Origin of the sequence: Sinorhizobium mexicanum (assembly GCF_013488225.1) — a bacterium.
Classification (GTDB): Bacteria; Pseudomonadota; Alphaproteobacteria; order Rhizobiales; family Rhizobiaceae; genus Sinorhizobium; species Sinorhizobium mexicanum.
The window spans coordinates 2201368-2215548 of sequence record NZ_CP041238.1; the positions used below are offsets into that span (position 1 = coordinate 2201368).

Here is a 14181-nt window from a genome sequence, read left to right on the forward strand (position 1 = left end):
TTCTGAAACAGCGGCAAACGATTTCCGGTGCCGGCTATATTACAAATGTGTAAGTTCCGCAGGGGCGCTTGCCCGAAAGAACTTGAGAAAAACGCCACAACTGTTTGTTGCCAAAGGCCAATGGAAGCGGCGGATTACTCCGCCGCTTCTTCCTTCTCCAGATCGTCGGCAATGAAGCCGCCGGACTGGCGCGACCAGAGATCGGCATAGAGCCCACCCTTGGCCACGAGCTCTTCATGGGAGCCGGTTTCGACGATGCGACCGGCCTCGAGGATCACCAGGCGATCCATCTCGGTCAATGTCGAGAGCCTGTGTGCAATCGCGATCACCGTCTTGCCCGCCATAAGCGCGAACAGGTTTTCCTGGATCGCGGCCTCGACTTCGGAATCGAGCGCCGACGTTGCCTCGTCAAGGATCAGGATCGGTGCATCCTTGAGGAAGACGCGAGCGATCGCGATGCGCTGGCGCTGGCCTCCGGAAAGCTTGACGCCCCGCTCACCAACCTGCGCGTCGAGGCCGCGCCTGCCAAGGTTGTCCTCCAGCGTCTGGATGAAGTCCCAGGCGTTCGCCTTCTTCGCTGCCGCGACGATGTCCGCATCGCTCGCTTCCGGATGCCCATAGGCGATGTTGTCGCGGATAGAGCGATGCAACAGCGACGTGTCCTGCGTGACGACGCCGATCTGCGCGCGCAGGCTATTCTGGGTGACGGTGGAGATATCCTGGCCGTCAATGCGGATTGAGCCGGACTCAAGGTCGTAGAAGCGCAGCAGGAGGTTCATCAGCGTCGTCTTGCCGGCGCCCGACCGCCCGACCAGGCCGATCTTCTCGCCCGGGCGGATGTCGAGCGACAGCCGATCGATGACACCCTTCGCCTTGCCGTAGTGGAAGCGAACGTTGTCGTAGCTGATCGCGCCATTGTCTGCCTTCAGCAGCGCGGCATTCGGCTGGTCGATGATGTCGTGCGCCTTGGTCATCATGCCCATGCCGTCATAGACCGTGCCGATATTCTCGAACAGTGCCGAGACCTCCCACATGATCCATTGCGACATGCCGTTGATGCGCATCGCAAGGCCGACCGCGATGGCGATCGCGCCCACCGAGATCGCGCTCGTCAGCCACAGGTGGATGCCAAGCGCGCCGATGGCAAAAAGCGCCAGGCTGTTGTTCGTATAGACGAACACATGAAAGAGCGTCACCTTCCGCATCTGCCGGTGGACGGTATCGAGGAACTCGTCCATCGCCGCGCGGGCATAGGTCTCCTCGCGACCTGCGTGCGAGAACAGCTTGACGGTCCCGATGTTGGTGTAGCTGTCGACGATACGGCCCGTCATCATCGAGCGCGCATCGGCCTGCTCTTTCGAGATCTTCTGGAGGCGCGGGACGAAGTAGCTGACGATCGAGATATAGACCACAAGCCAGACGGCGAGCGGCGCAACCAGTCGCCAATCAGCCGTCGCCACGACGATCAGCATCGTCACGAAATAGCTGATGACATACACGAAGACGTCGAGGATCTTCATCACCGTCTCGCGCACGGCAAGCGACGTCTGCATCACCTTCGTCGCCACGCGTCCTGCGAATTCGTTGGCGAAGAAGGTCATGCTCTGGCGCAAGAGGTAACGGTGCATCTGCCAGCGCGCGATCATCGGGTAATTGCCGAGCAGCACCTGATGCATGACGAAGGAATCGAGAGCGACCAGGCTCGGCAGGCCGATGAGGACGAGCGCCGCCATCCAGAACAGCTTGCCACCTTCGGCCGCCAGGAAGCTGTCGCGGTTGGCGCTGGAGAGCCAGTCGACCATGTTGCCGAGGAACTGGAACAGCGCCACCTCGCCGATTGCGATCAGCATGGTGCAGACCGACATGATCAGAAGCCATGGAACGGCAGGCTTCGTATAGTGCCAGCAGAAGGCAAAAAGACCTTTCGGCGGAAGCGTCGGCTCTTCCGTCGGATAGGGATTGAGGCGGGATTCAAACCAGCCAAACATTATCGAGCTCCTTCAGAGTATTTTTGAAGGAAGGCGGGTCGCCCCGCATTCTTATCTGGAAAAATCGAAACCGGAAATGGGCCCGCAAAACAGGCTACGACCTCCGGAGAACCGGAGCGCGCGTCAATCGATCGATAGAAAGAAAAGGCGCGGAACCGGTCAGACCAGGAAGGACCCGGCCCAGAGGCGTGTCATCACGGGAATATGCATGCATGCCTCCAAAGGTTCGCGTTGAAGATGAGCGAGCTTTAAACCTATTCGCGCGCCCGCGCCAGATTGTCGCGGGTATTTTCCTCTCCATTTTATAATCACCGTCCCGGCTGTTGCCGATACGGCACAAATTAGCGAGCCAAAAACCAGCGACAGGAAATGTGTCGTCCCACCGCCAGGCCGCGGCTGGATCGCGTGACAATTCGCTGTCATAGAAACCGTCGCTATCACATGCTCCCTTCCGTTCTGGTGAAGCCCTATGAACAGTCTCCGCATCGCGCTCTATCAACCGGACATTCCGGGCAACACCGGCACGATCCTGCGGCTCGCCGCCTGTCTCGGAATCGCGGTGGATATCATCGAGCCTGCCGGCTTCGATCTGTCGGATCGCAACCTCAAGCGCGCGGGCATGGACTACATTGCGGCGGTCACCCTTACCCGCCACGTCAACTGGGAGCGTTTCGAAGCTTGGCGGGCGACCACCGGCCGCCGGATTGTGCTGGCCTCGACCAAGGCGGCGCAGCCCTATACGCGCTTCAGCTTTCGCGCCGACGACATACTGCTGTTCGGACGTGAAAGCGCCGGCGTGCCAGACCACGTGCACGAGCGGGCCGATGGCCGTGTCGTCATCCCGATGGCGCCTGGCCAGCGTTCGCTCAATATTGCCATGTCGGCTGCCATGATCGTCGGCGAAGCGATCCGCCAAACCGAGCCTGACTGACAGGGTGGGCAAGAACGTCATATCCTGTCCTCTTGTCTCCGGGGACGCACAGCGAGCAGCATCCGGCTTACGAGGCAGACCAGCGCGAGGGCGCCGAGCAAAACACCCGCGCCCGTAAACGCGGCTGCATAGCCCCAGTCACGGACGAACGGCTGGCTTGCGAGCGGTGCGATGAACTGGCCGGCAAAGATTGCGGCGATCAGGGCTCCCGAAAGTCGCCCGCGCAGTGCCGGCGGCGCGATCGCGAGCAGCGAAGCCGAGAGGTTCGGCGTCATCAACCCCATGCTGATCCCGGTTATCGCCGTTGCGGCAAGGATGCCGGCATAGGATTGGGCGCTTCCCAATCCTATGTAGCCAGCGCCGAGCGCTGCGAAACCAAGGGCAAAGACGCCCATCCGGCCGATCCGGCTCCTCACCCGCGAAAAGGAAAGCGCCGCTAGGACGCCAACCACCTGCCCCGCTCCGATCGCCATGCCGGCGCGGCTCGGCTGCACGATACCGAGGTTTTTGAGATAGAAGGGTAACTGTGTCGGCAGCATGTAGAAGATCGCAAAGTGCAGGCATGCCGCGAAAAGCAGCAAGACGAGCGGCAGGGTAATGCCGCGGCGTTCCTCCCGTTTGACATCCGCAATCGGCGCGGCGCGGTGTCTGTGCGGCTCCGGGATTAGCGCCAAGACTGCCGGCAACAGCGCAAAAGCCAGGCAATAGATCGCAAATGGTCCGCGCCAATGGATGTCGGCGAGCAGACCACCGCCCGACAGGAAGATGGCTCCGCCGATACCGACGAAAGCGGCCTGGAACCCCATGTAACGGTCGCGCGCGACCCCTTCGAAGAAATCGCCGACCAGCGCGGTTGCCGTCGTCATGATGCCGGCGACGGAAACGCCGAGCACTGCGCGGCCGACAAGCAAGGCCGGCAGGCTGTCAAGGACGAGGCCCGACGATCCGGCAAGCGCGAAGACGACAAGAGACAGAAGCAAGAGCCGCTTTCGGCCGAACCGGTCGGCAATGAGGCCCGCAACGGGTGCGAGTCCGGCGATGAATATCGCCGGGAGCGTCAGCATCAGCCGGCTGAGGAGCGCCGCGTCTTCGGTCTCGACGAAGTGAGCCTCGATGCCGGGCAAGGAAGCGGAGAGCGTCGCGCCCGACATGATGGTCAAGGCGCTCACACACAGAAGCGTGAGATTGCGGCCCCTGGTTTCGGCGGAAAGCACGCCTTCTGCGGCTACTGCTACATGGAAGGTTGGGCCACTCATGCCGCAATCTCGGTGTAAGGCGTCGTCTTGCGGGCGCTCTTCAGGGTGCGCGCCCACCAGGTCAGCCGATCCATCATCAGGAACAACGGTGCCTGCATCTCGTCAGGCTTGTAGAGGTTTCCGGCTGCATCGAATTTCGACCAGGCTTTCGGGAAGGTGATGCCGTCACGCAAGGTGACCGTATGCAGTTCGCCAAAAACCTGACGGAGCTGCTCAACCGCTCTGATGCCGCCGGATGCGCCACCATAGGAAACGAAGGCAACCGGCTTCGCGTGCCACGGTTCGTAGACCGAATCGATCAGCTCCTTCAGCGCGGCCGGATAACCGTGATTGTATTCGGGTGTGACGACAATGAAGGCATCCGCCTCGGCGACCTTCCGCTCCATCCATTCGGCAGGGTCGACCGCTTTTTCGGCACCGCGAGAGGTCCTGAATCTCACCGGATCGATGATCGTCAGGCTGAAGACGCTGGAGGTCGAAATTTCACGGATGAGCCAACTCGCGACCGTATCGCAAAACCGGCCCTGCCGTGCGCTGCCGTAGATCACAGCCAGGGTCATCTTCTCTGTCATGTGGAATCAGCTCCTTGTTGTCGCTATCAGGGAGCTCATGCTATAGAACCTCAACCATAGTTGAGGTCAATAGGATCCCATGGAAAAAGGCAAGGTCGGCGATATTGCGCGGGAGTTGACGGTCGGCGAGGTCGCCGAACGCAGCGGTCTTGCGGTCTCCACGCTCCATTTTTACGAAACCAAAGGGCTGATCAGAAGCAACCGCAGCCGCGGCAACCAGCGGCGCTATCCGCGCGCGGTGCTTAGGCGCGTTGCCGTGATCAAGGTCGCTCAGCGCACCGGTATTCCGCTGGCAGAGATTCAATCGGCGCTTTCCGTCTTGCCCCATGATCGGCCGTTGACGGTCGAGGACTGGACGAAACTCTCCATCACCTGGCGACATCATCTGGACGAGCGCATTGCCAAGCTGACGGCGCTGCGGGACCATCTGACGGGGTGCATCGGCTGTGGCTGCCTTTCGATGCGCGAGTGTCCCTTGCGCAATCCATACGACGTGCTCGGCGGTGAAGGAGCCGGTCCGCGCCTGATTGATCCGATGGATGGAACGGATCAACGTCAAGCCGCCTCATAAGGTCGAGCGCAACCATGCTTGCCAGGGTGCCAAGGGAGCAGAGAAGCGGAGTCGGCAGGAATCAGTCGGCGCTTGGTAGCCGGCGCATGGTGAACTCGATCTCATCGCCGTCGAGCTGGCGCCAGCTTTCCACCTCGGTCCAATAGGCCGCCTTGGGCCAGGTCTCGAACCACTCGCGCGCCTTGGCGCGGGCCGCGCTTCGCTCGAGCCGAAACGTCTCCCTCACGAAGAGCCTGTCGCTCCGCGTGGGTTTTTCCCGGCGGTGCCGGGCAATCTGACGCCGCAAGCCTTCGAGCGGCGGTCCTGCGGGTATTCTTGCCATGGGCGATACCTCTGCAACGAAGATAGGATGACCGCGACGCCATTGCCAGCCCTCGCCGGAGGACGCGCCGATCTTTTCAGGCGCCGAGCCGGCAATCCTTCCGCAGGCGTTCTCGCATAACTGACATCAAGCCGACGACGATTCCGTCTTGGCCAAATCATTCCCATCTAGGGCTCATTCCTGCGGTAGACTGTCCATGGCGTCGCGCTGCCGTTGCCATTCGGGCAAAAATATGAACTGTGGCGAAACCACTCGAATCGGCGGCTTTTCCCGTGCGAGAAGCTGCGAATGGAAGCTGAATTCCCATGGAAAGACCGCAATTGCCGCAGGGCCTGCCTGCCGACATCGAAGAGAAGAAGGCCGAGGCGAAGGCCTGGTTCGAAAGTCTGCGCAACACGATTTGCGCGGCCTTCGAGGCGCTCGAGGACGACCTGACCGGACCGCTTTCCGATCAGCCAGCGGGCCGCTTCGTCGGCAAGGATTGGCTGCGCGAGGGCGGGGCCGGCGGTGGTGGCCGTATGTCGATGATGGAAGGTCGCGTCTTCGAAAAGGTCGGCGTCCACACATCGACCGTCTACGGCGAATTTTCTCCCGAGTTTCGCGGCCAGATTCCCGGTGCCAGCGAAGACCCGCGCTTCTGGGCGTCCGGCATTTCGCTGATCGCCCATCCGGTCAACCCCAACGTCCCCGCCGTGCATATGAATACTCGCATGGTCGTGACGACCAGCAACTGGTTCGGCGGCGGTGCCGACCTCACGCCGGTTCTCGACCGCCGACGTGTGATGACCGATCCGGATACGGCGCTCTTCCACCGGGCGATGGAAATCACCTGCAGCCGCCACGCGGTCGCCGATCACGCGAAGTTCAAGGCATGGTGCGACGAGTATTTCTTCCTGAAGCACAGGAACGAACCGCGTGGCACTGGCGGGATCTTCTATGACTGGCTGCGTTCGGATGATGAAGTCGGCGGCTGGCAGGCGGATTTCGCCTTTACCCGCGATGTCGGCAAAGCCTTTGCACTTGTTTATCCGAAAATCGTCCGGGCAAATTTCAATACGCCGTGGACGGAAGCGGATCGTGACGAGCAGCTAGTTCGCCGAGGGCGTTATGTCGAATTCAACCTGCTCTACGACCGTGGTACGATTTTCGGGCTCAAGACTGGCGGGAACGTAGAATCGATCCTCTCCTCCCTGCCACCGGTTGTGCGCTGGCCTTGACGCGAAACTGGCGTCGCGCGTGTCGAGCAAAACGATGTGAACAAAATCCCCGCGACCAGCGTTCTTCTCGCTACGGCGCCGCTCGTGTCATCAGACGCGCAAAGGGGCGCTGTAGCACTTTGAAATGCTGCATGTTTTTATCCAAATCGGCTGCGATTTAGGCAAACAAGCAGTAGAGAGAAGGACCGGCGCATGGTTTTCAAGAAACGAACGTTCTTCGGCGACGACCCGGAGAGACAGCCGGCCGAGCAGCCCGCTGAACTCGAACGCCGCGTTGCGCATTATCTTGCTGTCTCGCAGGGGCTCGACGCGATTGACGTCACGGTCACCTGCAGGGGCAACACGGTCGTGCTCGGCGGAACGGTGGCGACCAGCGATGAAGTTGCCCGCGCGGAGGAAGCAGCAGCGGCCGTCGAGGGTGTTGCCGAGGTGATCAACCACATCGAGATTTCGAAAGTCGGCACGGGCTGAACGGCGCGCCATCGGCCATTATCCGCGTAAACTGAAACGGCGAAGAACCTGAAATTCAGCACTCAGATAGAGCTGAGCGTCCAGCCGACGATCTCGCCTGCGACCTGCGCAAAGGCCGCGTCGAGGGCGGCGACGAAGGCGGGGCTGCCTGCGCCCTGTACCGGCGCGACAGCCCGGAATGCCTTTTGCGTCCGAACCGTCCCGTCCCGATCGTTGAGCAGCTTTGCGAAGATCTCAACCACCGCCGTATCCGCCCCTTCGGTGGAAATCTCGAAGGAACGGATTTCCGTGATGAGCTGGTAGTCGATTGCCAGCCCCTGGCCCGGCCTGCCGACGCCTCCCACCTTGCCGGAATTGTCAAAGGTCTGGACGAGTTTGTCCTGCACCATCTTCGGGAGCCGGTCGCCCCATTGAGCCTTTGCGAGATATTGCAATTCCGACCGGGACAGCCGGATTACGATCTGATCGCTGTTGAGGGTCTGCAGCGCGGCGGGCTCGGGCACGAGGATCTGTCTCTTGGTCGATGCCTGCCCTTGGACGATGGGCACCGACGCAAGACTGAACGTATCGTTGACGGCGGCGCGCGTGCCGCAACCCGCGAGCGCCATAGCCAATGAGAAGATTACGGCAGACCGGGTCGCCCTCCCCCTACGCACAACTACCAGCCCCCGAAAATCCATACTGCCAATATCCCCATCCACTCCGGCGCAATTCTCAGTCTACCCGTCGGGTGCATACCGCTTGCAACACTCGATCGACGCGAATCACCGCCGCGTGCGGCCATCATACTGCTTTACCGTTTCGCCCCCGAAAAGCAGCCTCTGCGGATTTCTATCGAAGTTTGAAATCGTACTCTCCAGGCCCTGCACTGTACGGCGTGTCTCGGTCACCAAGGCCTCCACGTCGCGCAGTCCCGAATTCGAGAAACGCCTCAGGTTCTCGGTGATCGGACCGATCTGCGCATTGAGGCTGTCGGCCACCTTACGGAACGCCTCGAGCGTCGAACGCGCCTCGGCAGAAAGCGACGGCGCGTTGGCATCGCCCAGGAAGCCGTCGATCTTCACCAGAATGCCGTCGACCCGGTTCGATGCCGCGTTCAGCTTGTTCGACATCTGCGTGAAATCGGTAATCGTCTGGTCGATATCCTCCTGCCGTGCGGAGATCTTCGACGCGAAGTCCGATATCCGCGCGACGGTCTGGCGGGCATCGGCGCTCGCGGCCGAGATGTCGTTGACGACCAGTTTGACCTTCTGGGTATCGACCGATTCGATCAGTGTATCGACGCGCTTCAGTGTCTGCTGGGCGTTCCTGCCCACCTCCTGATAGGTCTCCACCGTCCGCTGGAAGGAGGCGATCGTCTCGGAAACGCCACCGGAGGCGTTCTTGAGGTCATTGCTTACCTGTTCGACATTGCTCACGATGCGGTCGATTTTCTTCGGGTCAACCGATTTGATCAACGTGTCGGCGGCCGCAAGCGTCGCGTCGAGTTTCTGGGATGCGGCGCTGACCGTTGTCGAGAGTTCCCCGACACTCTTCAGGAAATCGTCGATCGCGCCGGAGTTGTCGGCAAGCGCCTTGGAAAAGCGCTCGGCATTGCCGATCGTCGTGGTGAGTGGGCCGCGTACGTCCGTGACGAAGCCCTGTATATCGGTGATGGCGCTGTTCGCGCGGTCGAGGATCGCGTCCGCAGTTGCGAGCAAGCTGGTGACGCTCGACTGATCGGCAAGGATGCGAGCCTGCGTTCCGTTTTCAAGGGCGGTTTTCAGGATGTTCTCGTCGCCCTTGTTGCCGCCACTGAGTTCGATATAGGCAGCACCGGTCAAGCCCTGCACCTCAAGCGTGGCCCTGGTGGATTTCAGCACGGGCGCGTCGGCGGAAACCTCGGTGATGGCAAGCGAAAAGCGCGGATCGTTCGCATCGATCGCGAGGTTGCGGACGGTGCCGACGTTGATACCGTTGAATCGCACCGGCGAGCCGACCGAAAGGCCATTGGCCGAGCCCGGGATGTTGACGATCAGCTCAACCATCTGGCCGCTTCGCCCATACTGCGACATCCAGTAGACGAATCCGAACGCGGCCGCGATGACGAGTACGGTGAAGAAGCCGACAATGGCATAGTTCGCTTTGGTTTCCATTGGCTCCGACTACCTTCGCGACTTCTAGAGCGCCGTGCGTTCAAATGAATGCACAAAGGAGCTCTAGCACTTTGATTCTAGCGCATCTTATCCGCTTTCAACGACTCGATTTGAAAGCGGGATGCTCTACTGCATTTGTCCTTAAATCGTAGCCGATTTAAGGACAAAAACATGCAGCAATTCAAAGCGCTACAGCGTCCTTTGCGCGTCTGGTGAGACGCGCGGCGCTGTAGCCGCTCATTCACACTGCTTCGACAAGCGGGCTTGTCCGAAGCTTGTCACCTTGCACCTTGCGAACATCAGTCATGTTCGCGAACGATCGACCTCGCGCGCTTGCCCCGGAAATAGGACTTCACCCATGGCTCTTCACAGGCGAGCATGTCCTCGATCGTGCCGGAAACCAGAACGCGCTTCTTTCCGAGAACCGCAATCCGGTCGCAGACCGAAAACAGGCTGTCCAGATCGTGAGTCACCATATACACGGTCAATCCAAGCGTGTCGCGCAACTTGGCAATCAACTCGTCGAACTCCGCAGCACCGATCGGATCGAGACCCGAGGTCGGCTCGTCGAGAAAGACGAGATCCGGATCGAGGGCGAGCGCGCGCGCAAGCGCCGCGCGCTTGATCATGCCGCCTGACAGCTCCGACGGATACTTATCCGCGGCCTCCGGCGCCAGGCCCACCAATTCGACCTTGAGCCGCGCAAGCTCGTCCATGAGGTCCTGCGGCAGATCGAGATATTCGCGCATCGGCACCTGAATATTCTCCCGCACCGTTAAGGCGGAGAAGAGCGCACCATGCTGGAAAAGAACGCCGAGCCGCATGTCGAGTGCGATGCGATCGGCCTCGCTCATCTTGTCGTATTCGGCCCCAAGGATCTCGATTGTGCCTGAACGCTTCGGCAATAGCCTGAGCACTGTGCGCATCAGCACTGATTTGCCGGTACCAGAAGCGCCAACGAAGCCCAGAATCTCGCCGCGCAGCACTTCGAGATTGAGCTTGTCGAGGACGATATTGTCGCCGAAACCGACCGTAAGGTCTCGAACGGAAAGCACGGCTTCGCGCTGTTCCGCCGGGTTGTCCGTTTGCTTTTCCATAACTGCCTGAACCATGTTCCGTCCGCCTCAGAAGTCGATTGCCGCATAGAACATGGCGAACAACCCGTCGACCAGGATGACGACGAAGATCGATTTGACGACCGACGACGTCACGCGACGTCCGAGTGACTCGGCGCTGCCGCCGACCTTGAGCCCCTCGACGGCGGCAACGACGCCGATGATCAGTGCCATGAATGGCGCCTTGATCATGCCCGCCGCTACCGACGAGAAGTCGACGGCTTCCTGCAGCCGCGAGAGGAATGTCGCGAACGTGATGCCCGAATAGCTCCACGCAACGAGCGCCGCACCGGCCAGCGCCGCGAAGTTCGCGATGATCGTGAGCAGAGGCAGCGCGATCGTGAGCGCCACGAGGCGCGGAAAGACCAGAACGCCGACGGGGCTCAAGCCCATGACCTTCAGCGCATCCACTTCTTCGCGCATCTTCATCGAACCGATTTCGGCCGTGATCGCACTGCCGGACCGGCCGGCAATCATGATCGCGGTCAGCAGCACCCCGATTTCGCGCAACTGCAGAATACCGACCAGGTCGACGACGAAGATCTCGGCGCCGAAGGACCGGAGCTGGAAGGCTCCTTGCTGCGCGATGATGGCGCCGATCAGAAACGACATGAGCGTAATGATCGGCACGGCCATGACGCCCATGCGGTCGATCTGGTGCACGATGGCGGCGGGAGAAACCCCCGCATGACGCCCGAGCTTGAGTTGAGCCCCGCGCACTGCCGAGCCCAGGATGAACATCGCCGCGACCGTATCCGTCCATATCGACACGACCACCTCGCCAAGCGGCGCGAACAGCCACTGGAAAAGCGGAGGTTTCACTGTGTCGCGCTCGGGAGAGCGCAATTTCGCCGGCAGCGCTTGCACGAGTTCGACATAACGCTGGCCGCCACTTGCGAAATGCACGTCCGCACCCGCCTCGCCGCCAATACCGTTCATGAAGCGGCGGATGATCCAGGCGCCCGCCGTATCCATCGCCGTGACGCCGGAAAAATCGAACTCATACCGGCCACCCGAGGGCCGCCCAAGCTTCTTCAGCTTCGCGGCCATCTCCTCGGCTGTCTCATGTCGCCAGTTGCCGCTGAAGACATAGCGCCGGCCTTCTGCTCCGGCGCTCTCATCGAGCGTGACATCTGCAACGATCTGGGATTGGGAACGCGTCACGTGATCTTGGTCTTCCCGGTTGGCTTTTGCATAATTCCTTAAACCAGATTCGATCTAAGGACCAAATCATGCAGAAATTCAAAGTCGTAAAGCGGGCTTTGTGCGGCTGAAAAGCTACACTGCTCAAATAAGTTCCCAAAATGCAGAGCGCGTGATGGCGAAGCTGCCGTCCACGGCCCCGTCGGAGAAGATCCAATGCCACTTTCGCTTACCGCAACCGTCCAGCACTTTCCGATCGCCGGCGTCTTCACGATTTCCCGCGGTTCGAAGACGACGGCGAGTGTCGTCACCTGCGAGATCAGCGACGGCGGCGCGACCGGCTGGGGAGAATGCGTACCCTATGCCCGCTATGGCGAATCGCTCGAATCTGTCCTGGCTGCTATCGAGGCCGTACGTCCGTCGGTCGAGGCCGGCCTGACTCGCGCTGGTCTCCAGCAGGCGATGCCGCCCGGCGCTGCCCGCAATGCGGTCGACTGCGCCCTTTGGGACCTTGAGGCGAAGCAAATTGGCAAGCCCGTCCATGCACTGGCCGGTGTCGCCGCTCCCGGCCCCCTCACCACCGCCTACACCCTCTCTCTCGGCGAGCCGGAGCAGATGATGAAGCAGGCACAAAAATATTCCCATCGCGCGCTGTTGAAGGTGAAGGTCGGCACTGCCGACGATACATCGCGCATTCGCGCCGTCCGCCAGGGAGCGCCGGAAAGCCGGATAATCCTCGACGCGAACGAGGGTTGGACTGAGGACAACCTCGCCGTCCACTTCGCCACCTGCGCGGAAAATGGCATCTCCCTCATCGAGCAGCCGCTACCGGCAGGACGCGACCAGGCGCTCGCTTCGATTGCGCGCCCGGTTCCGGTCTGCGCCGACGAAAGCGTGCATGGAACAGACGATCTCGAGGCATTGGTCGGACGCTACGATGCCGTCAACATCAAGCTCGACAAGACCGGCGGCCTGACCGAGGCGCTTCGCATGCGCGCCGCAGCCCAGGCGCTTGGGCTCAAGATCATGGTCGGCTGCATGGTCGGCAGTTCGCTCGCCATGGCGCCGGCGATGCTCGTCGCCCAGGGCGTCGATTTCGTCGATCTCGATGGCCCGCTCCTGCTCGCGGAAGACTGCAAGCCGGGCCTGCGCTACGAAGCTTCTCTCGTCTTTCCACCTGATGCCAGTCTTTGGGGCTGAAGGTACCAGCCGGCAAAGGCGAAACAGCAGCCGGTGAAGGCGACGGCCGACATCGAATAGAAGCCGTTGACGCCGAACCAGGCGTAGAAATAGCCCGAGAGGAACGTGAATATCGCCGTGAAGAAGCCGGTGTAGAAGAAATAGAGGCCCTGCGCCGACGCCTCCTGCTCCTCCGCAACCCTCTCCACAAGCTTATGCTGCATGCCCGTATGCATGATCGCATAGGTGAAGGCGTGGAAACACTGCAGCACGAAATAGCCGGAGAAACCGAGATCCATCGGGAAGATCAGCCAGCGGACGACGGCAAGTCCGCAGCCGGAGAAGATCATCGTCCATACGCTGAAGCGCCGGATGATTGCCTTGGCGAAAAAGAACATCAGCACCTCGGCTGCCACGCCGGCGCTCCACAGAGCCCCGATCTGCGTACCGCTGAAGCCAATGTGCTGCCAGTAGATGGCCGAGAAAGCGAAGAGCATGGCATGACTGCTGTTGACCAGTGTGACGCCGATCAGCAGCAACTGCAGATCAGGCTGGCGCAGCGATTTCGGCGGCGGTTCGGTCAGCGCCGTGATCGGCGAAGGCCGGCGCGGCCGCCCGACGCGCGGCGCCAAAAGAGCGATCACGATCATCAGTCCGAAGCCCGCGGCCATCGCCGGCAAGACCATGGGCCCGCCAAACCTGCCGATCATCCAGCCGCCAAGCATGGTCGCACCGATAAAGGCGACCGATCCCCAGACGCGCATATGGGCATAGTCGAAGCCCCAGCGCCTCACGCCCGAAAGCGCGATCGCCTCGACGATCGGCACGTAGGGCGAATAGACCGCCGATTGCAGCGCGTAGATGATGAGAACTGGCCAGAAGCTGTGCGCGTAGAAAAGAATGAAGGCGGTCGCGAGGGACAGGACGGCCGACCAGATCAACACGATCACCCGCTCGCCGATCCGATCCGCAAGCAAACCGGCGAGCGGCGCTGTAATGACGCGAATGAACATCGGGACGGCGAGAACGACGCCGATCTCGAAATCACTCATCGACATGGTGCTGAGCCAGACCGGGAAATACGGCATGGCAAAGCCGTTGACGATCAACGGCGCGCAAAAGAGCAGCGCTATGCGGAGCGCGAAACGACGCGGCGGAGGCCCCACATTCGAGGGCGCGGATGAGGGAATCATGGAGTGACCTGATGGCTGTAGGCCATCCTCTAGCACAACCGCGCCGCAACTCACCATAAGCTAGTTTTCGCCACAGGCCGTTCTCTGA

At 61.0% G+C, this 14181-nt stretch carries 14 protein-coding genes; 5 read left to right on the forward strand and 9 right to left on the reverse strand.

Annotation, left to right across the window (positions count from 1 at the left end):
* Positions 1-134: 134 nt before the first annotated feature.
* On the reverse strand, positions 135-1988 hold the full coding sequence (locus FKV68_RS10360; RefSeq protein WP_180937765.1) for an ABC transporter ATP-binding protein: 1854 nt from the start codon (positions 1986-1988) through the stop codon (positions 135-137).
* A gap of 469 nt (positions 1989-2457) precedes the next feature.
* On the opposite strand from FKV68_RS10360, the gene FKV68_RS10365 reads away from it, so the two are divergent.
* Entirely contained in the window at positions 2458-2919 is a 462-nt protein-coding gene (locus FKV68_RS10365) for a tRNA (cytidine(34)-2'-O)-methyltransferase (RefSeq protein WP_180937766.1), read from the forward strand.
* A gap of 17 nt (positions 2920-2936) precedes the next feature.
* On the opposite strand, the gene FKV68_RS10370 is transcribed toward FKV68_RS10365, so the two are convergent.
* Together FKV68_RS10370 and FKV68_RS10375 are read right to left on the reverse strand one after the other, a co-directional pair.
* Positions 2937-4175: an MFS transporter gene (locus FKV68_RS10370; RefSeq protein WP_180937767.1), complete on the reverse strand. Its 1239-nt coding sequence runs from the start codon at positions 4173-4175 to the stop codon at positions 2937-2939.
* The gene (locus tag FKV68_RS10375; RefSeq protein ID WP_180937768.1) at positions 4172-4747 is read right to left on the reverse strand and encodes an NADPH-dependent FMN reductase; all 576 of its coding nucleotides are present in this window, start codon (positions 4745-4747) and stop codon (positions 4172-4174) included. The genes FKV68_RS10370 and FKV68_RS10375 overlap by 4 nt, the downstream gene beginning before the upstream one ends.
* Before the next feature lie 79 nt (positions 4748-4826).
* Here FKV68_RS10375 and soxR point away from each other — a divergent pair, with 79 nt between their 5' ends.
* The gene (soxR, locus tag FKV68_RS10380; protein WP_180937769.1) at positions 4827-5318 is read left to right on the forward strand and encodes a redox-sensitive transcriptional activator SoxR; all 492 of its coding nucleotides are present in this window, start codon (positions 4827-4829) and stop codon (positions 5316-5318) included.
* A 61-nt stretch (positions 5319-5379) separates the two neighbouring features.
* Here the strand turns inward: soxR and FKV68_RS10385 are convergent, their stop codons facing one another.
* A complete protein-coding gene (locus tag FKV68_RS10385) occupies positions 5380-5640 on the reverse strand; it encodes a hypothetical protein (RefSeq protein ID WP_180937770.1) in 261 nt (86 codons plus the stop codon).
* A 305-nt stretch (positions 5641-5945) separates the two neighbouring features.
* On the opposite strand from FKV68_RS10385, the gene hemF reads away from it, so the two are divergent.
* Positions 5946-6857, forward strand: a complete 912-nt coding sequence (gene hemF, locus FKV68_RS10390) for an oxygen-dependent coproporphyrinogen oxidase (RefSeq protein WP_180937771.1) — start codon at positions 5946-5948, stop codon at positions 6855-6857.
* Between the two features lie 192 nt (positions 6858-7049).
* Positions 7050-7328, forward strand: a complete 279-nt coding sequence (locus FKV68_RS10395; RefSeq protein ID WP_180937772.1) for a BON domain-containing protein — start codon at positions 7050-7052, stop codon at positions 7326-7328.
* A gap of 62 nt (positions 7329-7390) precedes the next feature.
* Here the strand turns inward: FKV68_RS10395 and FKV68_RS10400 are convergent, their stop codons facing one another.
* From FKV68_RS10400 to FKV68_RS10415, 4 genes are all read right to left on the reverse strand, one after another.
* The gene (locus tag FKV68_RS10400) at positions 7391-8008 is read right to left on the reverse strand and encodes an ABC-type transport auxiliary lipoprotein family protein (protein ID WP_180937773.1); all 618 of its coding nucleotides are present in this window, start codon (positions 8006-8008) and stop codon (positions 7391-7393) included.
* Positions 8009-8092: 84 nt separating this feature from the next.
* On the reverse strand, positions 8093-9463 hold the full coding sequence (locus FKV68_RS10405) for an MlaD family protein (RefSeq protein ID WP_180937774.1): 1371 nt from the start codon (positions 9461-9463) through the stop codon (positions 8093-8095).
* Between the two features lie 299 nt (positions 9464-9762).
* Entirely contained in the window at positions 9763-10575 is an 813-nt protein-coding gene (locus FKV68_RS10410; RefSeq protein ID WP_180937775.1) for an ABC transporter ATP-binding protein, read from the reverse strand.
* A 12-nt stretch (positions 10576-10587) separates the two neighbouring features.
* A complete protein-coding gene (locus FKV68_RS10415) occupies positions 10588-11742 on the reverse strand; it encodes an ABC transporter permease (RefSeq protein WP_180937776.1) in 1155 nt (384 codons plus the stop codon).
* Positions 11743-11937: 195 nt separating this feature from the next.
* On the opposite strand from FKV68_RS10415, the gene dgcA reads away from it, so the two are divergent.
* Entirely contained in the window at positions 11938-12921 is a 984-nt protein-coding gene (gene dgcA / locus FKV68_RS10420) for an N-acetyl-D-Glu racemase DgcA (RefSeq protein WP_180937777.1), read from the forward strand.
* Here dgcA and FKV68_RS10425 read toward each other — a convergent pair.
* Entirely contained in the window at positions 12873-14093 is a 1221-nt protein-coding gene (locus FKV68_RS10425; RefSeq protein ID WP_180937778.1) for an MFS transporter, read from the reverse strand. The genes dgcA and FKV68_RS10425 overlap by 49 nt on opposite strands.
* Between the last annotated feature and the right edge of the window lie 88 nt (positions 14094-14181).